Raw genomic sequence first — 24,305 nt, 5'->3', positions numbered from 1 at the left:
CCGCTCAGCCCGCCTTGCGGCGGAACTGCCGCTTCGACCAGACGTAGCCGACCACCGCGAAGCCCGCGCACCAGGCGATCGCGACGATTCCGTTGTGGCCGATGGGTGTTCCGTGCAGCAGCCCGCGCAGGGTCTCGGTCATCGGGGTGAACGGCTGATATTCCGCGAACTGCCGCACCCCGCCCGGCATGGTGTCGGTCGGGACCAGTCCGCTGCCCAGGAAGGGCAGGAACAGGATCGGGGCCGGCATGTTGGAGGCGCTCTCCGGCGTCGACGCGGCCAGGCCGAAACCGACACCCAGCCAGGCCAGGCCGAAGATCACCAGCGCGACCAGGCCGAAGGCCGCCAGCCAGGCGAGGACGCCCGCATCCGATCGGAAGCCGACCAGTACGCCGACCGCGACCATCAGCAGCACGCCCAGCAGTCCCTGGATCACCGTGCCCAGCACCTGTCCGGTGAGGATCGCCGCATGCGACATCGGCATGGCGCGGAAGCGGTTCACGATGCCCTTGGTCATGTCCGAGGCCACGCTCACCGCCACCCCGGCGACCAGATACGCCGGGATCATCAGCATCATGCCCGGGACCAGGTAGTCGATGTATTTCACGCCGCCGGTGGATCGGCCCAGCGCGCCGCCGAAGATGTAGTCGAACAGCAGGAGCAGCAGCACCGGCGTCACGATCACGCCGATGGTCATGCCGGGATATCGCTTGGCGTGCACCAGATTCCGGCGCAGCATCGTGATCGTGTCGGTCACCGGGGCGGTCGTCGTGCTCATGGGTGGATCCGCTTTCTCGTGAGCGTTCATCGGGCGGTGAGGGTGAGGAAGACGTCGTCGAGGTCGGGGGTGTGCACGGACAGGCCTGCGGGTTCCAGCCCGGCGTCGTCGAGGCGGTCCAGGACCGAGCGCAGCGTGGCCACCGCGCCGTCGCTGGGCACCGCGAGGGTCAGATCCTCGGGGTGAGCGACGCCGCCGAGCAGGTCCGCGGCCGTGTCGAGGTCGGCGCGGGTGTCGAAGCCGAGCCGGATGTGCCCGCCGGGGACCAGCCGTTTCAGCTGATCCGCGGTGCCCTCGGCGACGATGCGGCCGTGGTCGAGCACCGCGATCCGCTGGGCCAGGGCATCGGCCTCGTCCAGGTACTGGGTGGTGAGGAAGATGGTGACGCCGCCGGCGACCAGGTCGCGGACGATGTCCCACACCGCCCGGCGGCTGCGCGGGTCCAGGCCCACGGTGGGTTCGTCCAGGAAGATGATGCGCGGATCGCCGACCAGCGTCATCGCCAGGTCCAGACGGCGCTGCATGCCGCCGGACCAGCCGCTGACCACCTTGTCCGCGGCGTCGGCGAGGTCGAAGCGGGCCAGCAGCTCGCCGGTGAGCCGGTGGCGTTCGGCGCGCGGCAGATGCCGCAGTGCGGCCATCAGCAGCAGGTTCTCCCGGCCGGTCAGCAGTTCGTCGACGGCCGAGAACTGCCCGGTGACGCCGATCAGTTCGCGCACCGCGCCCGGATCGGCGGTGACGTCGTGGCCGCCGACGCGGATGTCGCCGCCGTCGGCGCGCAACAGCGTGGCGAGGATCTGCACGGTGGTGGTCTTGCCGGCGCCGTTCGGGCCGAGCAGTGCGTAGACGGTGCCGGCCGGGACGGTCAGCGCTATGCCGTCGAGGACGACCTGGTCGCCGAAGGATTTCCGCAGGCCGGAGACCGCGACGGCGGGCTGGGTGTCGGACATGATTCCCCTGAATAGATAAATTGATCGCTATCAATGCATGGATCTGGTACGCCGTGACCACCGCGAGGTGATCAAGGTGGACGATGTGCGGTTGTGGCGGGCCGGGGTCAGATGTCGAGATCCTCGATGTGCGGATGTGCCTCGAGGTCGGCCACCCGGCGGTACAGCTTGTCCGGGATGTGGTCGCGGAGCTCCTCGAGCGTCTCGAAGACCGCCATGTCGAACTCGCCCCAGTCCTGCATGGGGGCGATGCCGAGCATCTTGCGCCAGTTGGTCAGATCCTTGATCCAGTTGGCGTCGGTGGGATAGTCCTTCCAATCGGAGTGCTGGGTGTGCAGCGCGAATTTGCCCTTGCGCGTACGGAATACGCGATATTGCAGCAGGCGTGCGCCGTCGAGTTCGGAGAGCTCGGCCAGCAGCCTGCCGGAGAAGCGGAGCTGCCGGACGCCGTCGTGGCCGACCCGCACCACCACTTCCTCGAAGCCGGCCAGCCGCCCCTCCTCGAGTTCGATGAAGCGGCGCAGTGCGGCGAGGATCGCACCCGAGAGGTTGCCGCCGACGAGCTCCTGCGCGCGGTCGAACAGCGGCAGATCCTCGTCCTTCACGTAGACCGTCTTGTTGGGCACCCACCCAATATACGTATATGTATACGTATAAGACAAGGCATCGCCCGACCTGGGCATTTGCCGATGCGCCGGATTTCGGCGGCCCCGCACTGAACCGATGCTCCGCGTGGCACGTATTCGGAGGGTAGGAGCGGCCCGGATGTGCGCGAGCGTCGAGGCGTGGGTGCACAGGAAGGAGTGCCCATGCCGGCGCGAGCGGTGGACTATCTGGTGCGGGCCGTCGCGGCCCTGGGCGTACGTCACGTCTTCGGCGTCGGCGGCGCCAACATCGAGGATTTCTACGACGCGGTGTTCGACACGGACTGCGATGTGACCGGGGTGGTGGCCAAACACGAGTTCTCCGCGGCCACCATGGCCGACGGTTATGCGCGCTCCACCGCCGGACTCGGGGTGGTCGTCGCCACCTCCGGTGGTGGTTCGATGAATCTCGTTGCCGGACTGGCGGAATCGTTCGCCTCCCGGGTTCCGGTGCTGGCGCTGGTCGGGCAGGCCCCGACCACGCTGGAAGGCAAAGGCGCCTTTCAGGACACCAGCGGCCTGGCCGGAACGTTCGATGCCGCAAAGCTCTACGAGCCGATCTCGTACTACTGCGCCCGGGTGCACGACGCCGCGGGCCTGCCGGGGCACCTGGCCCGCGCGGTCGCGGCGACCCGGCGCGGCGCACCCGCGGTGTTGCTGCTGCCCAAGGATGTTCAGCAGGCGGAACTGGATGCGGTACCGGATTTCCGGCCGATGGAGACCGTCGCCGGGACCGCGGACGCCGGGCTGGACGGAGTGCGCGACGCACTGCGGACGGCCCGCGACACCGGCAAGATCGTGCTGCTGGCCGGCGACCAGGTGGCGCGCGACGACGCCCGGGCCGAACTGCTGCGACTGGCCACGGTGCTCGACGCCGCGGTCGGCGTGGCGCCGGACGCCAAGGACGTCTACGACCACGATCTGCCCGGATACTGCGGGGTGGCCGGCAGCATGGGCCACGCCGAACTCGTCGACGCGGTGCGCGGCGCCGCGCTGTGCCTGCTGGTCGGCACCCGGCTGCCGGTGACCGCGCGCACCGGCCTGGACGAGGCGCTCGGCCGGGTGCCGGTGGTCAGCGTCGGCGCCGAACCGCCGTATCCGCAGGCCCTGCACGTCACCAGCACGGATCTCGCCGCCACCCTGGCGGCGCTCGCGGACCACGAGGTGGTGGCGCCGACGCCGCGGCGGGTCAACCGGCTCACGCCGCTGACCGTGCCGGCGGCCGCCGGGCCGGGCCTGCGCTATCGCGACATCGTCGAAACCCTCAACGGCGTCCTCGAACCCGGCACCGACGTGTTCGCCGACGCCGGCAACACCGGCGCTGCCGTGGTGCACCACCTGCGGCAGCCGCAGGGCGGCCGGTTCGTGGTCGCGCTGGGGATGGGTGGCATGGGATACGCCTTCGGCGCCGGGATCGGCTCGGCGTTCGCCCGCCGGGACCTGCCCGGCGGCGGGGTGCGCCGCACCGTCGTCGTCGCCGGTGACGGCGCATTCTTCATGCACGGCATGGAAATTCACACCGCGATCGAATACGCCTTGCCGGTGACATTCGTGGTGTGCAACAACAATGCACACGCCATGTGCATCACTCGGGAGCAACTGTATTATGGGGACAGATACAGTTTCAATCGCTTCCATCGCACCGACATCGGCGCCGGTGTGGTAGCAATGTTCCCGGAACTGCCGGCCTACTCTCCGCGAAACATCGAAGAATTGGCCGACGCTGTGCGTCAGTGCCTGGCGAATCCAGGCCCCTCATTCGTCTGTATCGATTGCGATCCCGACGAGATCCCGCCGTTCGTACCGTTTCTGTCGGTTCCCAGGAGGCATCCGTGACCACCAGTGCCCTGCCCGCTCTCAGCGATATCCCCGAGGCGTTGCCCGGTGTGTTGCGCATCGAGAACTCCGATCGCGAGGCCACCACCCCGATCATCGTCGACATGCTGCGGTCGGTGTATCCGCACGATCAGATCTACGGCGAGTTCTGCCCGGTGCAGGCGTACATCGCGGCCCCGCCGCGCGAGGTGTACGAGTACATGGCGGACACCCGGTGCCTGGAGGAATGGACCTACAGCCTGCGCGGATTCGTCGAAACCGACGAGCCCGGGCTGTGGCTGGCCTACGACCGGCTGGGCAAGGAGACCGAGATCTACACCCGCACCGTCGCCCATCCGGACGCCATGACCGTCGATTACCACTGCGCCTGGGATCAGGGCACGCACCTGTGGATGATCTATCTGATGCGCGTGGTCGATGCGCAATTGGTATTCAACAAACCGGGTTCGGTGGTCATCTGGGTGAACTGCCACCATCCCTTCTACGACGAGAATCCGTATCCCGAAGCCGCGCCGCCGAAACGGCCGGTGTGGGTCGGCGATTTCTGGGAAATGTTCTCCGCGGGACATCAGCTGGAAATGGATAATCTCAAGGCCATCTGTGAGTATCGGGCCGCGCACGGCCTGCCGATCAAACCCGATTGGATGCGGTGAACGCGATGTCGTCGACGGAATTCTCCGAGCCCACTCCACCCGCTTTCGCCGGACCGGCGGTGAGTCTCGTCGACGTGGCGAGCCATCTGCCCGGTGATCCGGTGGGCACCGAATATTTCACCCGTTTCTCGCGGTCCGATCGCATGGCGAAGAACGTCATGTTCCGCTCCCCGCACGGCCGCCACCACATCGCCCGCGACCAGACCGCGGTGGACATGGTGGAGCAGGCGGCCGCGCCACTGCGCGATCGGCACGGCTCGGACCTGTTCGGCGATATCGATGTGCTGATCACTCACACCCAGCTGCCGGACAATCCGGTGATGGGCTGCGGGCCCGAGGTGGCGCGGCGGCTGGGCATGCGGCCGGGCTGGGTGCTCGACGTGCACAACGGTGGTTGTGCGGCCTTCGTGCACATGATGTCGCTGGCCCGGATGATCCTGCAGACCACGGAGGCCCGCACCGCGCTGATCGCCGTCACCCAGAACACGGCCGGTCAGGTCTTCACCCAGACCGATATCCGCAAGCTCGCCCAGGCCCCGGTGCCCGGCGACGGCTGCGGGGTCGGGCTGCTGGTGAAGGACGATTCGGCGCCGATCCTGGACATCGAGTGCCGCAGCTATCCGGAGTTCGCCGGCGACATGGACTTCAGCAGCGGCTCCGAGCGCAAGTACTGGGAGCCGGGTGAGGGGCAGGGCTGCGTCAGCTTCACCGAATCGAAGATCACCAAGGTGTTCGCCCGCGGCAACCGGCTGGTGCCGGAGGTGGCGCTGACGGTGTGCGACCGGATCGGGGTGAAGGGCCGCGACGTCGACACTTTCGTCACCAATCAGCCGAACCGGCTGTTCCTGCGCAACTGGCACGACGCGCTGGAACTGCCCGCCGAGCGGCACCCGGACACCTTCGACCAGTGCGGAAACCTCTTCGCCGCGGGCATTCCCGTCACGCTCGACACCGAGAACCGGGCCGGGCGGCTGCGCAACGGATCGGTGGTGCTGCTGGCCGCGTTCGCGCACGCCGGCGATTTCGCCGCGGCCGCGGCGGTGCGCTGGGGGGCGGCCCGATGAGCGCGCGGACCGCGTCGTTCCGCCGTCGCCCGGAGGGCGCCCGCTTCGACCTGACCCTCAGCGAGAATCCGTTCCCGCCTTTGCCGTCGGTGATGGCGGCGTTGAATCGCACACTGGCACAGGCGAATCGGTATCCGGAGTTCCTGCCGTACCGGCTGCCCCAGCTGATCGCCGGGCATCTGGGCATCGATCCCGACCGGGTGGTGGTCGGGGCCGGGGGCACCGGAGTGGTGCTCCAGGTGATGCAGGCGCTCACTGTGCCCGGCCAGGGCATGGTGTACGCGGCGCCGACCTTCGACGGCTATCCCATCATGGCCGGTATGGTCGGCCTGGAAACCGTTGCGGTGAAACTGGATTCGTCCGGCAGGCAGGACCTGTGGGCGATCGCGCGGGCGATCGACGAGTGCACCGGCCTGATCGCGGTGTGCCGTCCGCACAATCCGACCGGCACCGTGGTCCCGGCCAGCGAGCTCAAGGCGTTCCTGTTCGGGGTGCCGCGGCACATTCCGGTGATCCTGGACGAGGCGTACGTCGAATTCCTGGGTGACGGCGATCCGCTGGACGCCGTGCAACTGACCGACCGCTACCCGAATCTGCTGGTGCTGCGCACCTTTTCGAAGGCGTACGGCCTGGCCGGACTGCGCATCGGCTACGCCTTCGGCCAGCCCGAACTGGTGCGCCGGGTGCGCCGGTTGCAACTGCCCTTCGGTGTCCCGGAATCGTCGGTGGCCGCGGTCGCCGCCTGTTACGCCGCGGGCGCCGAGCTGACCGAGCGCATCGCCCGTATCGGCACCGAACGGGAACTGCTGCGAACGATGTTGCGCGCCCGCGGTATCCGGGTGCCGCGTAGTCGCGCCAACTTCCTGTACCTGCCGGGCCCCGGTATCGCCGAGGCGCTGGCCCGCGCCGGTATCGCCGCGCATTCGTATCCGGACGGCAGCGCCCGCATCACCGTCGGCGATCCGGCCGCGGGTGCGGCCGTGCTGCGCGCCCTGGGTTCCACGGCGGTACCGCTGCCGGTCCGTTCCCCGGCGCCGCCGCTGATCGTCCCCGATCCGAACGAGGACACTGCCACCCCCGTCCGCACCGTGGACTACGCACCCAGCCTGTCGCGCTGAACGAGTCCCGATGCCCCCGCCCGGCCTGTCGCGCCGGGCGGGGGCATCGGCCGTGCTTGCCTCGGGTCGCCGGCCGAGCAAGCGTCGAGCCCGGCCGCTTCCGGCAGGGCTCGGAGGTGCGCAGAATCGTGGTCGGCGGCGGGCCCTTGCTTACAGCGTGCCGACCAGGATGGTCTGCCCGCCCGCCGCGCGGATCTCCACGCTGCGGACGAGGTCGGGGGCGAGGTCGGTGGTCCGGGACAGGGTCAGGGCGTCGCCGGGGCCTGCCCACCAGCCGGCCAGGCGCTGCGGCGGGCCGCTCTGCTCGTTCAGCCACAGCTCGAAGGCGACCTGGTAGGGGGCGCCGCCGGCGGCGTAGTTGCACGACATCTCCAGGGTGGCCTTGCCGTGCGCGTCGATCACCTTGAAGCTCGCCGAGACCGGCGTCGCGACCACCGGATTCATCTGCCGCTCGGCCACCACCTGGGCTGTCGCCGGGGGTGCGGCGCGCTCGGTCATGGTGGCCGTGATCGGGACCGCGATGGCCACGGCCGCGGCGGCCGCGACGACCATACCCGTCACCGCCAGGACGGGGCGCCGGCGACGGCGCGCCGGTGCGGGTATCGGGATCACCAGCGGGGGTGGTGTGGCGGCGACGGGTTCCGGTTCGGCCGCCGGCTCCGGTTCCGGCACCGGATCGAGCAGTGCCAGCGCCACCTCGGCGTCGACGCGGCCCAGCAGGCCCGGCACGCCGGCCAGATCGGCCACCGCCGCCCGGCACTGCGGGCACTCGGTCAGATGCTCCTCGTACTCGAGCCGGTCGGATCGGCCGAGGGCGCCGAGCAGATAGGGGCCGTCCCACATCGTGTAGCGGTCGCCCGACTCCGGGTCGGCCGCTGGTGTGGTATCCGTCACTTCGTCACCCCCATCTCCTGTAGTACCGAGCGCAGAGCCCGCATACCGTAATGCATGCGTGACTTCACGGTGCCCTCGGGGATGGCCAATTCGGTCGCTATCTGCTGGGTGGACAGGCCGCGGTAGTAGGCGCGGACGATGACCGCCCGATGATCGGTGCTCAATCGCGCCAGCGCATCCGCGATGAGCCAGCCGTCCACGGCCCGGTCGGCCTGATCCGGCTGTGCCTGTTCCGGTGGGTTGTCCATGCGGTATTCGCGCCGATGCCGGGCGCTGCGATGCTCGTCCACGGCCAGGTTGCGCGCCACCGTGAACAGCCAGGCGCGGGCCGACGAGGTGGTCTGGTCCAGCACGTGCGGACGCTGCCAGGCGCGTAGCAGGGTCTCCTGCACGATGTCCTCGGCTCGGCCGGAATCGCCGACCAGGCTGTAGGTGTAGCGCCACAGCGCGGTCGCGTGTTCGTCGTACAGTGCCCGGAGCAACCGGGCCTGCTCGGGCGAGGCATCGGCGCTGCGAGGGTCCCGGAACCGGACCGGAATTCCGGTGTCCTGGGCGGCGCGGTCGCCGGGCGAGTGCGTGGGGGCGCCCATCTCACCGGGTCGATCGGCGGGCCGGGAGCCCGTGGGGCTCGCAGGCGACGGTTCGGATCACCGTCGGCTTGTCCGGGGACGCCGCTTCGACACAGTTCGTGGCCACACTAGGCGGATACGATATCAATTGCGTTCTAGTTCGATCGGATGTGTGGCCAACAACGACAGCGGCAGCGGTTGCCGGCGCAACACCTGGGCCCAGAGGTCGGTGCGGCCCGCGATCGGGTCCGTCGGCAGCGCCGACAGCACGATCCAATCGCCGCGTTCCAGTTCGCCCGCCAGTTGACCGAAGGTCCAACCGGCGTAGCCGGCGAAGACGCGGATGCCCTCGACCAGCGGGGCGATGACATCCGGATCCGAATCGAGATCCAGCAGCGCCACCCGGCCGTCGACCCGGCGCAGTCCGGGTACCTGTTCGACGGCGGTGCCGACCCGGACCGTGGCGAGGCAGAGTGCGGCGTCGCGTTTGACCGGCCCGCCGAGATAGAGGGAGCGCGGTGCGGCCGCCAGGTCCGACCAGCGCGGTAGCACGTCCTGCAGGGCGGTGTCGCTGGGCCGGTTCAGCACCACGCCGAGACTGCCGGCGTCGTTGTGCTCCACGATGTACACCACCGTGCGCCGGAACGAGGACTCCACCAGGTCGGTTGCCGAGACCAGCAACGTTCCCGGTCGTACCGACTGCTCGTCGTGCCGGGATTCGCGTCTGGAGCGGTCACCGTGTTCCTCTGCGCGTGCCACGCAGTCATCATCGCACCGCGAAGGAGACCGTGTGCGGCCAAGCGTCGAGTTGGAATGTTCGCACTCGGCGAACCGATGTGAAATGGGAGCATTCACTCCGCCGAATCCGGCAATTGTTACCGAGCCGCTACTCCAGCCCGAATGATTCGCGCGCCCAATGGGGTACCAGCGTCCCATATTCCGGATGAGTCTCGATGAAAAGCCGCACCAGCGAGCACATCGGCAGAATTCCGGCGCCGTCGGCGCGGGTGTCGTCGAGTGCGGTCTGCACCAGCAGGCGTTCGTGGCCCCGGCCGCGGGTATCGATCTCGGTGTGGACGAACGCCCGTTCGCCCGCGGTCTCCTGATATTCGGCGGCGCCGGCGAGCTCGCCGCCGACGTACAGCTCGAAGCGACTCAGCGCCGGGTTGTTGCGCACCGTGGGTGCGCCCGCAACGTCGAGATCGATGTGCCTCATCACCCGCTGAGCCTAGGCCCTGTGCGCTCGGACCGCCGATCGAAACATGATCATGTCGGTTTCCCGTCGGCCGCCGCCGTGGTGCACCGGGTGACATACGCGCGGTAATCGGGTGTCTGCGTGAACGATTGTGCACAGTCGCCCGGAGTACCGGATGGTTGTGCACAACTCCGGGGCATGTTGTGCACAACCGGGCTGTGCAGAAGCCGGTGCCGGCCCGGGCTGTGTACCCGCGCCCCGGCGCCGGGATATGTGCACAATATCGAGATGGTGCACGGGAATCCGGGTGTGGTGGTGCTGGCCCCCGACAAGTTCAAGGGTTCGCTCACCGCGCCGGACGTGGCCGACGCACTGGCCGCCGGTATTCGCCGGGTCGTTCCCACGGCCGATATCCGCCTGCTGCCGGTGGCCGACGGCGGCGACGGCACGGTCGCCGCCTTCGTCGCGGCAGGCTGGGAAGCGGTGCCGATCGAGGCGGTAGGACCGACCGGCGAACCGGTGACCACGTCCTACGCCGTGCATGCGGGCACCGCGGTGATCGAACTGGCGACCGTCGTCGGGCTGGAACGGCTCCCCGGCGGTCGTCCCGAACCGCTACGGGCGGGCACCTACGGTCTGGGCCTGGCGATCCGCCACGCGCTCGATCACGACATCCGGTCGATCGTGCTGGGCCTCGGCGGCAGCGCCTCCACCGACGGCGGCGCGGGCCTGCTGCAAGCGCTGGGCCTGTGCATCCTGGACGCCGCGGGACGCGAGATACCCTCCGGCGGTGCGGCACTCGTGCAAGCGGCGCGGGTGGACCGATCCGGCCTGCATCCCGCACTGGCCGCGACCACCGTCACCCTCGCCACCGATGTGGACAACCCGCTGCTCGGATCCCACGGCGCGGCAGCGGTTTTCGGCCCGCAGAAGGGCGCCGGACCGACCGAGCTCGCCGTCCTGGAAGCGGGCCTGACCCGCTGGGCCGAACTGATCGGCGCCGAGCACGCCGGCCGCCCGGGGGCGGGTGCGGCCGGCGGCACCGGATTCGGCGCGATGGCTGTCCTCGGCGCGGTCGAGCGACCGGGCATAGACGTGGTGCTGGAACTGATCGACTTCGAGACCCGGCTGCGGAACGCCGCACTGGTGATCACCGGCGAGGGCTCCCTGGACGAGCAGAGCCTGCACGGCAAGGCCCCAATGGGGGTCGCCACCGCCGCCCGAGCGGCCGGGGTGCCGGTCGTCGCCGTCGCCGGCCGCTGCCTGCTCGACGCAGACCGGCTCCACGCGGCCGGTTTCACGTCCTGCCACACCCTGCTCGCCCGGGAACCGGACCCCGCCCGATCCATGACCGACGCCGCCCGCCTGCTCACGGAGATCGGCGCCGACATCGCCGCCACCCACCTCCACCCAGCGGACCCGATCCTCGCAACCACCGCCCCCGACCCGGAACAACCCCTGCCCGAATAGGTTCTGCCCGGCCGCGGTTACCCGTCCCGGCCCCCTCCCCGCCACCCCGGTCGCCGGCCAGCAGCCCCGACGCCCGGTCCGGCTCCCCTGTTCGCTGCCCCACCCACCTCCGGACCTGCCTCACCAGCACACAGTCCCGACACCCACCGCACCCCGATTCGCGGTCACCAAACAAGCAGGCCAGACACCCCATTCATTGCCCGCCTCCCTCCGACCCCGGTCACCACCGAGCAGGCCCGAACCCTCGAGTTCTCTTCCCGCCCCAGCTCTCCAACGCGGTCACCCCCGAGCAGCCCCGGCATTCGGCCCGCCCGCTGAGGGCCCGGTCACCCCCCAGTAGGCCCAACGTTAATGTTCTCGGCCCGTCTCGATTCTGGACTGACGGAGCGGGGGAGCGAAGCGGAGGAGCGGAGGAGGGAAGAATCGAGACTCAGGGGCCGAGAACCCGCCGCAGCGAAGCGGAGGCAATTAAACACAGAAATTCGATGGCGGCGGCGTAGCCCTGGATACCCATGCCCGCGATCACCGCGGTGGCGATCGGCGAGACGTACGAGTGGTGCCGGAACTCCTCGCGGGCGTGCACGTTCGAGATGTGCACCTCCACGATCGGCACCTCCGGGATCACCAGGGCGTCCCGCAGCGCGACCGAGGTGTGGGTGAGACCACCGGGATTGATCACGATGGCGGATTCGGCGCCGCGCGCGGCGTGGATCCGATCGATCAGCGCCCCTTCGGAATTCGACTGGAACGCCACGATCTCCCGGCCGAAGCGGGCAGCCGTCCGCGCGCACAGCGCCAGCACGTCGTCGAGCGTGTCCGAGCCGTACACCTCGGGCTGCCGGGTGCCCAGCATGTTCAGATTCGGGCCGTTGAGCACGAGGATCGGTGACATGCCGACACCCTAGCGGGGCCGTCGGCGGGGCCGGGGACTCAGAGGCCGCGCGGCCCCTCGGCCCGCAGGTCGTCGACCTTCGTCATGGCGGTGCGCAACTCCTCGAGCCATTCCTCGGCGTGCTTGCCGGCCAGCCGCACGGTCCAGGCCAGGGCGTCGGCGCGGGAGCGGGCGACGCCCGCGTCGACGAGGGTGTCGAGCACCTTGCGCTCCGGCTGGCGCAGCCGGGTCATCACCGGAACGGCCAAGTGGGTGAACATGATCCGATCGCCGACGGCGGTCGGCGGGGCGCCGATCGTGACTCCCCAGGCGACGCTGCGGCCGTAACGGGCCTGCGCCTCCTGGGCGATCTGCATCCGGGCCGGGCGGGTGCTCTCCCGGAACCGGGACACCAGTCCCTCCCGGGTGGCGGCCGGCACCTCGGCGTCGGCGGGGGTCTCGGCGGGCGGTTCGGCGTCGGCGGGGGTTTCGGCGTCCAGCGGTTCGCCGGACGTGGTCAGCGGCAGCCGCCCGATCACCACGATCTCGTCGCGGTCGACCTCGATGGCGGGGGTGCCCAGGAACCACTCGCTGGGCAATCTTCCGGCGAACCAGTCCGGAACATCCTGGGGATCGGGGAGATCCGCCTGCTGCCAGCCGCCCGGTCGTCCGAATCCGCGGCCACGGTGTCCGTGTCTCATTCTCTACACCTCACTGAGTTCCGAGCGATACGTTGTAACTGTGATTACAAGATTACTCGTGAGCGGGTGTTCCGAATTACGCCGTCGGAGAACGGTTCCGCCGTCCGGAAGTCGTGACCGCCGCTAACTAACGATTCCGCGACCGATCCGGCGAAAGTTGCGATCCGGGCACTAAGGTGGTCGCTGAGTACGGCGCTGAACATTCAGAATGCGGGTCGCGGCGCCCCCGATATCGCCGGATGGTGCGGCGATGTCGTACACGCCGCCTCGGGTACCGTTGGGCTGTTGCCGGAGTGACGAGGGTGAAGAGTGGGGCCGAAATGGATGTGTGGGGATCCCGCCGCATTCGGGTACGCGGCGCACTGGCAGTGATGAGTGCGGCCCTGGTGGCCGCCGCAACCGGATCGTGCGCGTTACACAGCAAACCCAGCGGCCCCGAGGCCGTGGTCGAGCGTTTCACGCAACTGCTCGACAAACGGGACGCGACCAACGCGTCCCAGCTGACCTCGTACCCCAGTGGCGCCGAGGCCACGTTGAAGCAGATGTTCGACGGTCTCGACGCCGGCAAGCCGGATTACCAACTGGCCCAGTACATCGCGCTCGACGCCGATTCCGGCATGTTCAACCTCAAGGCGGACTGGAACTTCGGGCCGGGCAAGGACTGGAGTTACGACCTCCAGGGCAGCATCCGCAAATTGGCTATCGGCTGGCGAATCTCGTGGGATCCGGGTGTGGTGATGCCCGCCCTCGACAACCAGCGCACGGTGAAGTTCTCCCGCACCGACCCCACCCCGCCGCCGAAGGTCGACGACAACGCCGGCGAACCGCTGATGACCCAGCAGACCATCAACGTGGTCAAGGTCGATCCGGCCAAGACAACGGACCTGGTCGGCACGACCAACGCCCTCGCTGACGCAATCAAGCCGGTGGCCCCTTTGATCACCGGAGACACGCTGATGCAGCAGCTTTCGGCGGCGCAGAACAAGCCGGTCGTCGCGGTGAGCCTGCGTGACGACGATTTCGCGGTGCTCCAGCCGCGGATGGCGGCGATCCCGGGCGTGGTCATGGAGCAGCAGCCGCGGGTGATCGCCACCGATCGCCGGGTGTGGTCACCGCTGCTGGACGCGCTGCGCAACGTCTGGCAGGAGGATCGCGACCAGCACGCCGGTTGGGGTGTGCAATTGTTCGAGCCCGATGGGCATCTCGTCTCCCAGCTGGCCGGGCAGCCCGGTCCGCCCGCACCCGATGTCGCCTCCACCCTGGATCCGAGGTTGCAACGGGCCGCCGAGGACGCGGTGGTCAGCGCCGGCACCGCCGCCTCGATCGTGGCGATCCAGCCCTCCACCGGCGCGGTGGTCGCCACCGCGCAGAACAACTACGCCAGCGAGCAGGGCTCGCCCGCCTTCACCGCCGGCTATCCGGCCGGCGGCGCCGCCGACCTGTTCAAGGCCGTTGCCGCGGTGGTGAAGAAGAAAGCGCCGCAGGATGTCTCGATGCAGGACACCGCGGAGGCGGCGACCATGCTCGGGATCGGCGTCGACTACAAGGTGGCCGGGCTGGATCAGATCACCGGACGGCTGCCCCTCGCCGGCAAGGGTGTGGAGCAGGTGAACAAGGGCAGCAACGACCCGATCCTGATCAGCCCGTTCGGGATGGCGATCGCCGCGGCGGCCATCGCGCACGGCGGCCTGATCCCGCCGATGATCGAGATCGGCCGGCCCGCCACCACCGACGCCCAGATCGCCGCGCTGCCCAGCGATGCGGTGGACCGGCTGCGGGCCATGCTGCACGACGAGGCCGCCGACGGTCCGGAGATGGCGAGCCTGCGCCACTACGCGGGCGTCACCGCCTTCGCGGCGAAGGGCGGTACCGGTGGCTGGCTGTTGCTGACGATGGGTGATCTGGCGTTCGCGGTGCATATCGACGATATCGACTCCGGCGATGCCACCGCCCGCATGGGCGCCCGGCTGCTGCAATCCCTGGCCGCCCCCGACAGCAAGTAACCCGCCCGGAAGCGGCGGCGGCACAACGCCTTCGCGGCCGACGCGGCCGGTCGGCGTCACCGGCCGCCGGCGCGGCGGCATGCGGGCTGCCGGGGCCGGCAGCCGCCGACCGTCAGCGCAGCGCCCGCCACGCGGCCCGCCAGCCCAGCAGGAACAGTGCCAGCACCGTCGCCGCCACGCCGATGAAGCTCAGCGCGGTGCCCTGGCCGCTGACCACCCGCAGCAGCATGCCCGCGACGAGGGTGCACAGCCACACCACGACCCCCGTCGGCCACAGCCCGCGGCCGTCGAAATGTCGCAGCGCGGAAGTGAATTCACCGTCGGCGGCGCGCCACAGCGCGACCGCCCAGCCGAGCAGCAGACCGGTCCCGAACGGCCACAGGGTGCTCAGCAGGCCGGGGAACACCGCCTCGTGGTGACTGCGCCGGCCGATCAGGCAGAACACGATCACCAGCACGGCGTCGATCACGAACGGCACCAGTCTCTTCACGCCGGTCAGGTTAACGGGAATGCCGGCCGGCGCGCGCCCCGAGCCGAAATGCCCGTTATTCCGTCGGCGTGTTGTCGGTGCTCCCCGGCGCCGGCGGAGGCGCCGGCGGAGGCGCCGGCGGCCGGCCGGTCTCGCCGAGCAGCCGCTGCTCGGCCAGCAGCGCCGACCGCTGTTCGAACTCCTGCTCGTACTGCGCGTCCCCGGCCTGCGGCGTGCGGAACAGGAAGGCGAACACGATCCAGCCGACCACCGCCACCAGGATGAAGCTGACCAGCCGGTACACGAACGCGGCCGCCACCGCCTGCGCGGCGGGCAGCCCGGCGGCGGCGGTGAGACTGTAGATGAGCGTGGCGTCCACGTAGACGATGCCGCCGGGCGCGAACGGAATCGTCCCGACCGCCTTGCCGACACTGAACGCGATCATCAGCCCGGCCAGCCGCGGCTCGCCGCCCACCGCGTAGCAGGCCGCGCCCAGACAGGCCACGTCGCCGAGCCGGTGCATCAGCGCCCACAGCGCGACCAGTGCGCCGTCGCGGCGGCCCAGATCCACCGATTCCAGCTGATGGATCAGCTCGTCGAGCTTGTCCAGGCCGTCGTCGGGAGCCCGATCCGGGTCCCAGAGCCGGCGCCGGATCCGGTTGGACAGGTGCAGGATCCGCCGCGCGACAGCCTGGATCGACCCCGGATTGGCGGAGACATAGTTGCCGGCCACGATCAGCAGCGCCACCGCACCCAGCGACAGGATCAGCTGCCACGGCCCGATCCGATCGCCGACCAGCACCGCGCCGCCGACACCCAGCAACACCATGCCGACCGCGGCCACCACCCCGGAGATCACCAACTGCCAGGACGCCACGATCGCGCTGGCACCCCAGCGGCGGGTGTGCCGATAGGTGAATGCGGTCGAGAACACCTGTCCGGCGGGCAGGGTCACCGACATGGCGGTGGCGCCGAACACCACGGCCAGCGAACTACGCTGGCTCACCTCGACGCCACCGGCGTGCAGCAGTTGCTTCTGGATCCGGCCGAAGCCGCTCATCGAGACCGCCTGCATCAGGATGCAGGCCGCGACCCAGCCCCAGTGCACCTCGGTGAGGTTCTTCCAGGACTCGTGCAGCCGGGGCCAGAGGTAGATGCCCTCGGTGATCAGCAGTGCGCCCAGCAGGGCACCCAGCACCCACTTCACCCAGCGGAACCGCCCCTTTCCGCTCGGCTGCGGCAGCGGTGCCGACACACCGGCAGGTTCACCTCGGGCCGTCACTCCGCCAGCGTAACCAATCCGGAGCCTATTGCGCCGCTTCCGTCGTGACGGGGGGATCGGCACCCGGATCGCGGCGCGGCCAGGCCAGCCGGGTCTTGCGCCGGCGGCCTCGTAACTGCACCTCGTCGCCGGAGCGCCAGCACTGCTGTTCCCGCTCGTCGGCGAAGTACAGCGCGCTGCCGGAGGTCAGCACCCGGCCCGGATATTCCTTGGCCAGCTCGGTCAGCCGGGAAGCCTCGTTGACCGGATCGCCGATCACCGTGTACTCGAATCGGTTCGCGGCCCCGATGTTCCCGGCGACCGCCAGCCCCGCCGACACCCCGATGCCGACGTCCAGGCCGGGCAGCGCCCGCAGCGCCCCGCGCAGATCCCGCGCCGCCGCGAGAGCGGCGGTCGGCGCGTCCGGACGATCCAGCGGCGCACCGAAGATGGCCAGCGCCGCATCGCCGACGAATTTGTTGATCAGCCCGTTGTGCCGGTCGACCACGTCCACGACGATCCGGAAGAACTCGTTGAGCAGGGCCACCACCTCGGTCGGCGGCCGCTCGGCGGCGGTCGCGGTGGAGCCGACCATGTCGACGAACAGCACTGCCACGAACCGGGTCTCGCCGCCGAGTTCGGTGCCGTACTCCAGGGCCCGGCGGGCGACCTCCTCGCCGACGTGCTGGCCGAACAGTTCCTGGAGTTCGCGGCGCTGCGCGGCCTCCTCCATCATCCGGTTGAAACCGACCTGCAGCAGGCCGATCTCGCTGCCGTCGAACACCTCCACCTGCACGTCGCGGGCGCCCTCCTGGACCCGCGCGATGGCCCGCGACAGCTGCCGCACCGGATCGGAGATGCCGAACCCGGTCAGCATGGACAGCGCCAGCGCCTGCAGGATCACCACCCCGCACAGCAACAGGATCGCCAGTGCCAGCGACTGCGCCGAGAACTTCACCTGGGAGGTGATCTCGGTGACGCACAGCAGCACGATCGCGATGGTCGGCGCGAAGGTGCCCATGCCCCAGGTCATCGCCATCCGGGTGCCGACGCCGGCGGTCAGATGGTGGTCGAAGGTGCCGGTGGACAGCGCCTGCGCGGCCACCGGGCGCAGGATCCGCTCGCCGAGCATGTAAGTGAAGCCGAAGACGATCGTCGCCGCCATACATTCGGTGACCACGACCGCCCCCGCCAGCCGCGGGGTGTCGGCGACCAGCGTCACCGCCAGCACCGCGCCGCCGATCAGCCACAGCCCCAGGTGCACGATCGCCTGCCGCAGCGGGGCGTGCAGGGCGGCCATCTGTTCCTGCCGGCTGGGCGGGCCGCCGCGCACCTGCCAGCGCATCACCGGCCGCAGCATCAGGGCGGCGGCCGCGACGCTGAGCACCCCGCCGATCACGAAGATCAGGCTCGGGACGAGCAGGCCCGTGCGCCGCACCCCGCTCGGCGCTCCCTCGGGCGCGGGCAGCCCGTACTGGATGAAGGCCCAGACCAGAACCGCACCGAACGCGTTGGCCGCCAGCATCGAGGCGAGGTACAGCGGCCAACGGGTGTGCATGGTCTGTTTGACCGCTTCCAGAGATGTGGATCCAGTCATGTAGGTACTGTGCTTGGTCTTACTTCCAGGGGCGCCGACACGATGACCAATCTAGCGTTCCGGACGATACCGGACAGGTGGCGCTCCCGGTGATCCGCGCCGATGCGCGCCGTGCATCCGGCCGGCGACGAGTTGCGCATCACACCAGGGGTGGTCGCGGGGTCACACCAGGGGTGGCCATGCTTTCCACCTGGAGGTAACTGCCCGAGCCGCCCGATTCCGGTTAGGCTCGCGGGCATGAGCGGTGAGGGGCCGGAGGCAGCGGCAACACATGATCCCGGCGGCCCGCCACCGCCCGGTGGCGCCGGTCGCGTGGCGGTAACCCACCGCAATCCCGCCGACGCGGTGCATCCGCTGGTGCGGCAGACGGCGGAGTGGTGCTGGCGGTTGCTGCTCATCCTGGCCGCGGTGCTCGCGATGGCCTATCTGGCCCACCGGCTGACCACCGTCGTCATCCCGCTGGCCATCGCGCTGCTGGCCGCGGCGCTGCTGTCGCCGCTGGTCGACGTGCTGCAACGGCTCGGATTGCCGCGCGGCGTCGGGGTGTTCGTGGTGCTGGTCGGCTCGCTCGGACTGCTGGCGGGCATCTTCACCTTCGTGGTGGAGCAGTCCATCACCGGCTTCCCGCAGCTGACCGACGAATTCAAGACCAGCATCCAGAGTGCGCAGGACTGGCTGATCAACGGGCCGCTGCACATGAGCAACGACCAGATCCGCAACGCGGGCAACACGATCATCAAGACCATCGAATCGAATCAGCAGACGCTCACCAGCGGCGCGCTGACCACGGCGACGGTGATCGGCGAATTCCTCACCGGCACCTTCCTGACCTTCTTCATCACCATCTTCTTCATCTACGGCGGCGACGGGATCTGGCACTTCGTCACCCGGATCGTGCCGACCGGGCACCGCGAGCGGGTGCGGGTCGCCGGGCGGCTCGGGTTCGGCACGCTGATCGGATTCGTCCGGGCCACCGTGGTGGTGGCCGCGGTCGACGCAATCGGCATCGGCTCGGGGCTGGCGATCCTCAATGTGCCGCTGGCGCTGCCGCTGGCCTCGCTGGTGTTCATCGGCGCCTTCATCCCGATCATCGGATCGCTGCTGGCCGGCACCATCGCGGTCTTCCTGGCGCTGATGACCAAGGGCCTGGTCACCGCGCTGATAGTGCTCGGCATCACGGTCGCGGTCATGCAGCTGGAAAGCCATGTGCTGCAACCGCTGCTGCTGGGTCGCGCGGTACGGATCCACCCGCTGGCCGTGGTGCTCGCCATCACCGCGGGTGTGGTGATGGCCGGTATTCCCGGCGGTCTGCTCGCGGTGCCGTTCGTCGCGGTGATGAATACCGCGATGCGCTCGCTGCTGTCCACCAGTCCGGCGAACCTGTATCAGGAACTGAACAGCGGGCATCCCGGCGAGCCGATGTTCCACGCCGACCCGGACTCGCCGACGCCGGGCCGCTACGATCTGCCCGGCGCCGAATCCGATGCCGAATCCGACGCCGCCACCACCGGGTGACGGGTCTCGATTCGGGGTTTGCCCTGATGTGCGGGAAGACCCGCGTCGGTAGCCTTCAAGCATGGGCGAGGCAATGTCCACCTCCGGAATGCGCCCGACAGCGACCGGGGGTGCGGTGGGTGACCGGGACCTGCGAGTATCGGACGCCGAACGGGAACATGTCGGAATGCTGCTCCAGCGGGCCGTCGGCCTGGGGATGCTGTCGCTGGGCGAATTCACCGAGCGGATGGATACCGCGCTGGCGGCCAAGACCCGCGGCGAGCTGAACGCGGTACTGGTCGACCTGCCGGGCGTCCGGCTGTCCGGGCACCCGCAACCGCCCCGGCCGTCCTATGCCCGGCCGCCGCAACCGGCCCCGGCCGGGAACGTGATCCGCTCGCGGCTGTCCTCGATCAACCGGCGTGGTCGCTGGCAGGTGCCGCCGTCGCTGTATCTGAGCAACCACATGTCCAGCGTGAACTTGGACTTCACCGAGGCGATCATGTCCACCCAGATCGTGGAACTGCGCATCGACGATTTCTGTTCGTCGCTGACGCTGATCGTGCCGGGGGAGGCCACCGTCGATCTCGACGGCCTGGAACTGACCGGCTCCAGCGTCACCAACAAGGTGCGCAGCGGCGGCACCGGCATCGGCGCACTGCATCTGGTGGTACACGGCAAACTGCGCTTCGGCTCGGTCACCGCCAAATACCCGTTCGGGGTGCAGTGGCGCCGGTTGGTCAGCGGAGCCTGAGTCCCGCCAACTGCCGGGCGCGGGCTCCCGATCCGTCGCCGGACCCGGCGGCGACACTGCCCGGACACCGATGAACCCCGGACACCGATGAACCCCGGACACCGATGAACCCCGGACACCGATGAACCCCGGACACCGATGAACCGAGGAAACCCGCCACCCGGTCCCGGAACGATGGATCGGGTGGCGGGCTTCTCGACTATCGGCTGTTGCGGCGGCGCAGCAACTCGTTGACGCTCACCGTCCGGCCGCCGCCCGGCGCCTTGGCGGTCTCGTCCGATTCGGGCCGGGACGAGCGCAGGTTGGCCATCCACTGTTCGATGCTGTCGCGTTCGGCGTGCTCGGAATCGGCCGGGGGCTCGCCCGGGGTATCCGAATCGGCAGGCCGCGCCGGGACCGGGGTGGTCGGCGGTTCCTGCGACTCGGCCTCGTCCGCGGCGGCGTGGGCCGGACCGGAGGCCGAGGACCGCCCGGTGGGCGCCACGTCCGGTTTGAGGCTGCCGTGGCCGCCCGGATCCGCTTCGTGCGGTTGATACAGCTGAGCACGATCCGCCGGATGCGGCGGCACCTTCGGCACGGAGCCGGGCTGTGGCGGCAGCACCCGCGGGGTGGCGCCGAGCGGTGCCATCGGGATCGGGGTATCCGGTGCGTCGGCGGCGGGCGGCGTCACCGTGCGCGGTGGCACACCGGGCAGCGGGGCCTGCGGCATGACCGTGCCCTCCGCGGGCGTGGCGGGCGTGCTCACGCCGGTCGGCGGGGTCGGCTCGGCCGGAGCCGGTTTCGGCGCCGCGGTTTCGGCGGCCGGAGCGGGTACCGCCGGCAGTTCGGACGATCTGAATCCGGAGCCCCAGCGGCCCATGATCCGCCCGCCGATCCGCTCGGTCGGCGCCTCACCGTCCACACCGCTGATGAAGCGCGGCCGCCGCAGCTTCCGGGCCGGCTTGGCGGGGGTGCCGTCGGCCAGCATCGGCATCTGCATGGTGACCGGATCGGTGATCGGGGTGGCCTTGACCAGGTCGAGCACATCAGTGCTGTGCGGCCGATCGTCGTGCAGCATCGGTTCGCCGAGGCCGATGCGCTGCTGGATCCGTTTCATCCAGCGCGGCGCCCACCAGCAGTCGTCGCCCAGCAGTTTCATGATCGCGGGCACCAGCAGCATGCGCAGCACGGTCGCGTCGATGAACAGCGCCGCGATCATGCCGTAGGCGATGTACTGCATCATCACCAGATCGGAGAATGCGAAGGCGCCGGTCACCACGAGCAGGATCAGCGCGGCGGCGGTGATGATCCGGCCGGTCTGCGCGGTGCCGATGCGGACCGCCTCGGTGGTGCTCGCGCCCTGACTGCGCGCCTCCACCATGCGGGACAGCAGGAACACCTCGTAGTCGGTGGACAGGCCGTAGATCACCGCGATGATCAGCACCAATACCGGTGACATGATCGGCTGTGGCGTGAAGTTCAGCACCCCGGCGCCGTGGCCGTCGACGAAGATCCACGTCAGGATGCCCAGCGTGGAGCCGAGCCCGAGCGCGCTCATCAACGCGGCCTTGATCGGCAGCACCAGCGAGCCGAAGGTCAGGAACAGCAGGATCGTGGTGACCAGCACCCCCAGCGCGATCATCAACGGCATCCGCGACATCAGCGCGTCGATACTGTCCTTCTGAATCGCGGGCTGTCCGCCGATCAGTACCTTCACATCGCCGGGGACGTCCATCGAGCGCAGATAGTCGATGGTGGCGTCGGCGGTGTCGGCATCCTTGAGCGTGCTCGACGTCTGCCAGACGTTGGACCCGTTGGGCGGCTTGCCGGGAGTGGAGAACGAGCTGGTCAGACCGGGAGCCTGACTGGCCTTCTTGACGACGGCGCCGATCTCTGAGGTGTTGTCGGTGACCAGCACCAGCTGGATCGGATTGGTCTTGCGCAGCGGGAACAGCTTGTCGAAATCCGCCTGCGCCACCCGGGTCGGATTGTCCGGCGGCAGATAGGTCTCGCTGATCCCGCCGAATTTCAGATTCTTCACCGGGATGATCAGCAGCAACAGGATGATGCACAGCGGGATCGCCACCTTCAGCGGATGTTTCATCACCCACTGCGGTAACCGGCCCCAGAAACCGCTCTCGATCTCCTCGGCGGTCTTGTTCTTGCGGAACCACTTCAGCCCGAGCTTGTCGACGCGCTTGCCGAGGATGGCGAGCATCGCCGGCAGCACGGTCACCGCGCTGACCGCCGCGAGCAGCACCGTCGCGATGGTGCCGTAGGCGACCGATTTCAGGAAGCCCTGCGGGAACAACAGCATGCCCGCGCTGGCGGCGATGATCATCGTCGCCGAGAACAGCACGGTCCGGCCCGCGGTCATCACCGAACGCCGGACCGCCGCGCGGGTGTCGTAGCCCTCGGCCATCTCCTCGCGGAAACGGCTGACGATGAACAGGCCGTAGTCGATCGCCAGGCCCAGGCCGATCATCGATACCACCGGGGAGACGAACGAGTTCACCTCGGTGAAATTGGTGATGATCCGCACGATGCCGTTGGCGCCGACCACGGTGAGCCCGCCGACGATCAGCGGCAGCGCGGCCGCGACCACGCCGCCGAAGATGAAGAACAGCAGCACCGCCACCGCCGGGATGGCGATGATCTCCATCCGGCGCTGGTCGGCCGACATGGTGTCGTTGAGCGTGCCGGACACCGTCTGCAGGCCGGCCACCTGAACCTTGACGCCCGGAATGGTGAAGGCGTCCTTCACCTTGCGGTAGTTCTTCACCTCGTCGGTGTCGTTGTCGCCCTTGATGGCGACCGACACGAAGGCCGACTTCTTGTCCTTGGTGGACAGCGCCGCCGTGGCGGGGGTGCTGCCGACCTTCCAGTACGAGTAGCTCAGCCCGGTGATCTCCGGGAGCTGAGTCAGCCCGGCGAGGCTGGTCGTCACCTTGTCGGCGAAGGCCGGATCGTCGACGGTACCGCCGTCCGGTGCGCTGTAGAGGACGATGACATCGCTGGTGTGGTCGCGCCCGTAGACGCGATCCAGCAGCTGTGCCGCCTGCGAGGACTCCGAATTCGGGTCGTCCCACCCGCTGGAGCTGAGATGATCCTCCAGGCCCAACCCGTAGCCGCCCAATGCGAGCAGCGCCGCCACCACCACGCCGAGCACGGTGTAGCGCAAGCGATAGACCAAGTCGCCCCAGCGGGTGAACACTTAAGCGACTCCTTGAGCGGGGCGGGAAGCGAGCAGGGCGGACAGCGGCCGGAACGGCTGCAGCCATGCTCCCTCTTCGGGCAGCGAGTCGAGGCTGACCCGCGGTAGCGGTTCGCGGAACACCCCGGGGATGTCTTCGAGATCGATGAACTCGAGGATATCGGACGTCACCGCCCAACTCGCGTGCTCGCGGAATCCGAGGACCTGTACCGGTACCCCGGCGGCCGCGATCTCCTCGAGCGGTTCCCGGAACGCCTGGCCGTCCGCGGAGGCGACCATGATGCCCGCGAGCCCGGCACCGCGGCGCCGTAACTCGATGTGCGCGAGCATATCGCTGTCGACGTCGGAATCCTCGTCGATCTTGGGCTTGGCGAACACCGCGTAGCCGACGTTGCGCAGTGCCTCGACCCAGGGCCGCACCACGTCGGCGGTGCCGGGCGCGATGTTGGTGAACACCGTGGCCTCCGCCTCGACCCGGTGCACGCTGCCGACGGAGAGCTCCGCGCTGCGTGCCAGCAGCCAGCGGCCGAGTGCGTCGAAGCGCGGCCGGTAGGCGGCGGTCGGGCGGCCGCCGAGGATGGCGCCGAGACCCATGTCGAGATTCGGCGCGTCCCATACCAGCAACACTCGCCGCACGTCCGAGGTACCACCGGGCACCGGCGATGCCACATCGCCGTGTCCGGCCACGGTGCTGCCGGGATTCGGTGCCGGTGCGGAGCCGCCGTGCGGCTCGTCTCCGGTGCCGCGCATTATTTCGGCAACATCCATGGCCACGGTGGCCATCTCACTGA

Annotated in this window: 22 protein-coding genes; 8 read left to right on the top strand and 14 right to left on the bottom strand. The window is 69.4% G+C overall.

Annotated elements, in window-relative coordinates:
- Positions 1-4: 4 nt before the first annotated feature.
- The 3 genes from LBW94_RS28695 to LBW94_RS28685 form a co-directional block, all read right to left on the bottom strand.
- Complete coding sequence (locus LBW94_RS28695) at positions 5-778, bottom strand: ABC transporter permease (protein WP_225059949.1); 774 nt, start codon at positions 776-778, stop codon at positions 5-7.
- 26 nt (positions 779-804) lie between these two features.
- The gene (locus LBW94_RS28690; RefSeq protein WP_225059948.1) at positions 805-1,728 is read right to left on the bottom strand and encodes an ATP-binding cassette domain-containing protein; all 924 of its coding nucleotides are present in this window, start codon (positions 1,726-1,728) and stop codon (positions 805-807) included.
- Between the two features lie 107 nt (positions 1,729-1,835).
- Entirely contained in the window at positions 1,836-2,354 is a 519-nt protein-coding gene (locus LBW94_RS28685) for an EXLDI protein (RefSeq protein ID WP_225059947.1), read from the bottom strand.
- Positions 2,355-2,537: 183 nt separating this feature from the next.
- Here LBW94_RS28685 and LBW94_RS28680 point away from each other — a divergent pair, with 183 nt between their 5' ends.
- From LBW94_RS28680 to LBW94_RS28665, 4 genes are read left to right on the top strand one after another with little or no spacing between them, the layout of a single operon-like run.
- Positions 2,538-4,208: a thiamine pyrophosphate-binding protein gene (locus tag LBW94_RS28680; RefSeq protein ID WP_225059946.1), complete on the top strand. Its 1,671-nt coding sequence runs from the start codon at positions 2,538-2,540 to the stop codon at positions 4,206-4,208.
- The gene (locus LBW94_RS28675; protein WP_225059945.1) at positions 4,205-4,861 is read left to right on the top strand and encodes an SRPBCC family protein; all 657 of its coding nucleotides are present in this window, start codon (positions 4,205-4,207) and stop codon (positions 4,859-4,861) included. Before LBW94_RS28680 ends, LBW94_RS28675 begins: the two co-directional genes overlap by 4 nt.
- 5 nt (positions 4,862-4,866) lie before the next feature.
- The gene (locus tag LBW94_RS28670) at positions 4,867-5,925 is read left to right on the top strand and encodes a 3-oxoacyl-ACP synthase III family protein (RefSeq protein WP_225059944.1); all 1,059 of its coding nucleotides are present in this window, start codon (positions 4,867-4,869) and stop codon (positions 5,923-5,925) included.
- Positions 5,922-7,043 carry an aminotransferase class I/II-fold pyridoxal phosphate-dependent enzyme gene (locus LBW94_RS28665; RefSeq protein WP_225059943.1) on the top strand — a complete coding sequence of 374 codons (1,122 nt, stop codon included), beginning with the start codon at positions 5,922-5,924 and terminating at the stop codon, positions 7,041-7,043. Before LBW94_RS28670 ends, LBW94_RS28665 begins: the two co-directional genes overlap by 4 nt.
- A gap of 150 nt (positions 7,044-7,193) precedes the next feature.
- Here LBW94_RS28665 and LBW94_RS28660 read toward each other — a convergent pair whose 3' ends face one another.
- The 4 genes from LBW94_RS28660 to LBW94_RS28645 all read right to left on the bottom strand — a co-directional run bounded on the left by LBW94_RS28660 (position 7,194) and on the right by LBW94_RS28645 (position 9,722).
- Positions 7,194-7,937 (bottom strand): anti-sigma factor family protein, encoded by a 744-nt coding sequence (locus tag LBW94_RS28660; protein ID WP_225059942.1) that lies wholly within the window; start codon positions 7,935-7,937, stop codon positions 7,194-7,196.
- Positions 7,934-8,527 carry a sigma-70 family RNA polymerase sigma factor gene (locus LBW94_RS28655; RefSeq protein WP_225059941.1) on the bottom strand — a complete coding sequence of 198 codons (594 nt, stop codon included), beginning with the start codon at positions 8,525-8,527 and terminating at the stop codon, positions 7,934-7,936. Before LBW94_RS28655 ends, LBW94_RS28660 begins: the two co-directional genes overlap by 4 nt.
- A gap of 123 nt (positions 8,528-8,650) precedes the next feature.
- Positions 8,651-9,265, bottom strand: a complete 615-nt coding sequence (locus LBW94_RS28650; RefSeq protein WP_225059940.1) for a YqgE/AlgH family protein — start codon at positions 9,263-9,265, stop codon at positions 8,651-8,653.
- Positions 9,266-9,392: 127 nt separating this feature from the next.
- Positions 9,393-9,722, bottom strand: a complete 330-nt coding sequence (locus tag LBW94_RS28645; protein ID WP_225059973.1) for a GNAT family N-acetyltransferase — start codon at positions 9,720-9,722, stop codon at positions 9,393-9,395.
- 267 nt (positions 9,723-9,989) lie between these two features.
- On the opposite strand from LBW94_RS28645, the gene LBW94_RS28640 reads away from it, so the two are divergent.
- A complete protein-coding gene (locus LBW94_RS28640) occupies positions 9,990-11,171 on the top strand; it encodes a glycerate kinase (RefSeq protein WP_225059939.1) in 1,182 nt (393 codons plus the stop codon).
- Positions 11,172-11,601: 430 nt separating this feature from the next.
- Here the strand turns inward: LBW94_RS28640 and aroQ are convergent, their stop codons facing one another.
- On the bottom strand, positions 11,602-12,063 hold the full coding sequence (gene aroQ / locus LBW94_RS28635) for a type II 3-dehydroquinate dehydratase (protein WP_225059938.1): 462 nt from the start codon (positions 12,061-12,063) through the stop codon (positions 11,602-11,604).
- A gap of 38 nt (positions 12,064-12,101) precedes the next feature.
- Complete coding sequence (locus LBW94_RS28630) at positions 12,102-12,743, bottom strand: hypothetical protein (RefSeq protein ID WP_225059937.1); 642 nt, start codon at positions 12,741-12,743, stop codon at positions 12,102-12,104.
- Positions 12,744-13,114: 371 nt separating this feature from the next.
- Here LBW94_RS28630 and LBW94_RS28625 point away from each other — a divergent pair, with 371 nt between their 5' ends.
- A complete protein-coding gene (locus LBW94_RS28625; protein WP_225059936.1) occupies positions 13,115-14,746 on the top strand; it encodes an NTF2-like N-terminal transpeptidase domain-containing protein in 1,632 nt (543 codons plus the stop codon).
- Between the two features lie 112 nt (positions 14,747-14,858).
- On the opposite strand, the gene LBW94_RS28620 is transcribed toward LBW94_RS28625, so the two are convergent.
- The 3 genes from LBW94_RS28620 to LBW94_RS28610 are packed head-to-tail and all read right to left on the bottom strand — an operon-like array spanning position 14,859 to position 18,073.
- Positions 14,859-15,236, bottom strand: a complete 378-nt coding sequence (locus LBW94_RS28620) for a DUF3054 domain-containing protein (protein WP_225059935.1) — start codon at positions 15,234-15,236, stop codon at positions 14,859-14,861.
- A 55-nt stretch (positions 15,237-15,291) separates the two neighbouring features.
- Positions 15,292-16,497, bottom strand: coding sequence for a lysylphosphatidylglycerol synthase transmembrane domain-containing protein (locus tag LBW94_RS28615; protein WP_416276969.1), 1,206 nt, complete (start codon positions 16,495-16,497; stop codon positions 15,292-15,294).
- A gap of 25 nt (positions 16,498-16,522) precedes the next feature.
- On the bottom strand, positions 16,523-18,073 hold the full coding sequence (locus LBW94_RS28610; RefSeq protein ID WP_225059933.1) for an adenylate/guanylate cyclase domain-containing protein: 1,551 nt from the start codon (positions 18,071-18,073) through the stop codon (positions 16,523-16,525).
- 345 nt (positions 18,074-18,418) lie between these two features.
- Here LBW94_RS28610 and LBW94_RS28605 point away from each other — a divergent pair, with 345 nt between their 5' ends.
- Together LBW94_RS28605 and LBW94_RS28600 are read left to right on the top strand one after the other, a co-directional pair.
- Positions 18,419-19,588 carry an AI-2E family transporter gene (locus tag LBW94_RS28605; RefSeq protein ID WP_225059972.1) on the top strand — a complete coding sequence of 390 codons (1,170 nt, stop codon included), beginning with the start codon at positions 18,419-18,421 and terminating at the stop codon, positions 19,586-19,588.
- Positions 19,589-19,703: 115 nt separating this feature from the next.
- The gene (locus LBW94_RS28600) at positions 19,704-20,321 is read left to right on the top strand and encodes a DUF1707 SHOCT-like domain-containing protein (RefSeq protein WP_225059971.1); all 618 of its coding nucleotides are present in this window, start codon (positions 19,704-19,706) and stop codon (positions 20,319-20,321) included.
- Positions 20,322-20,520: 199 nt separating this feature from the next.
- Here the strand turns inward: LBW94_RS28600 and LBW94_RS28595 are convergent, their stop codons facing one another.
- A complete protein-coding gene (locus tag LBW94_RS28595; protein WP_225059932.1) occupies positions 20,521-23,514 on the bottom strand; it encodes an MMPL family transporter in 2,994 nt (997 codons plus the stop codon).
- Positions 23,515-24,282 carry an NYN domain-containing protein gene (locus tag LBW94_RS28590; protein ID WP_416276982.1) on the bottom strand — a complete coding sequence of 256 codons (768 nt, stop codon included), beginning with the start codon at positions 24,280-24,282 and terminating at the stop codon, positions 23,515-23,517. It lies immediately after the preceding gene.
- Positions 24,283-24,305 lie beyond the last annotated feature (23 nt).

The sequence above is a fragment of the Nocardia sp. alder85J genome, assembly GCF_020176955.2.
Classification (GTDB): Bacteria; Actinomycetota; Actinomycetes; order Mycobacteriales; family Mycobacteriaceae; genus Nocardia.
The sequence above is the reverse complement of the archived record's forward strand: the minus strand, read 5'-3'. Positions and strand labels throughout refer to the sequence as shown.

Bases quoted from the DNA above. Each gene is read 5' to 3' on its own strand.
- LBW94_RS28695 (WP_225059949.1), bottom strand. From the start codon at position 778: ATGAGCACGACGACCGCCCCGGTGACCGACACGATCACGATGCTGCGC.
- LBW94_RS28690 (WP_225059948.1), bottom strand. From the start codon at position 1,728: ATGTCCGACACCCAGCCCGCCGTCGCGGTCTCCGGCCTGCGGAAATCC.
- LBW94_RS28680 (WP_225059946.1), top strand. From the start codon at position 2,538: ATGCCGGCGCGAGCGGTGGACTATCTGGTGCGGGCCGTCGCGGCCCTG.
- LBW94_RS28670 (WP_225059944.1), top strand. From the start codon at position 4,867: ATGTCGTCGACGGAATTCTCCGAGCCCACTCCACCCGCTTTCGCCGGA.
- LBW94_RS28665 (WP_225059943.1), top strand. From the start codon at position 5,922: ATGAGCGCGCGGACCGCGTCGTTCCGCCGTCGCCCGGAGGGCGCCCGC.
- LBW94_RS28655 (WP_225059941.1), bottom strand. From the start codon at position 8,527: ATGGGCGCCCCCACGCACTCGCCCGGCGACCGCGCCGCCCAGGACACC.
- LBW94_RS28645 (WP_225059973.1), bottom strand. From the start codon at position 9,722: ATGAGGCACATCGATCTCGACGTTGCGGGCGCACCCACGGTGCGCAAC.
- LBW94_RS28640 (WP_225059939.1), top strand. From the start codon at position 9,990: ATGGTGCACGGGAATCCGGGTGTGGTGGTGCTGGCCCCCGACAAGTTC.
- aroQ (WP_225059938.1), bottom strand. From the start codon at position 12,063: ATGTCACCGATCCTCGTGCTCAACGGCCCGAATCTGAACATGCTGGGC.
- LBW94_RS28630 (WP_225059937.1), bottom strand. From the start codon at position 12,743: ATGAGACACGGACACCGTGGCCGCGGATTCGGACGACCGGGCGGCTGG.
- LBW94_RS28625 (WP_225059936.1), top strand. From the start codon at position 13,115: ATGAGTGCGGCCCTGGTGGCCGCCGCAACCGGATCGTGCGCGTTACAC.
- LBW94_RS28610 (WP_225059933.1), bottom strand. From the start codon at position 18,073: ATGACTGGATCCACATCTCTGGAAGCGGTCAAACAGACCATGCACACC.
- LBW94_RS28590 (WP_416276982.1), bottom strand. From the start codon at position 24,282: ATGGATGTTGCCGAAATAATGCGCGGCACCGGAGACGAGCCGCACGGC.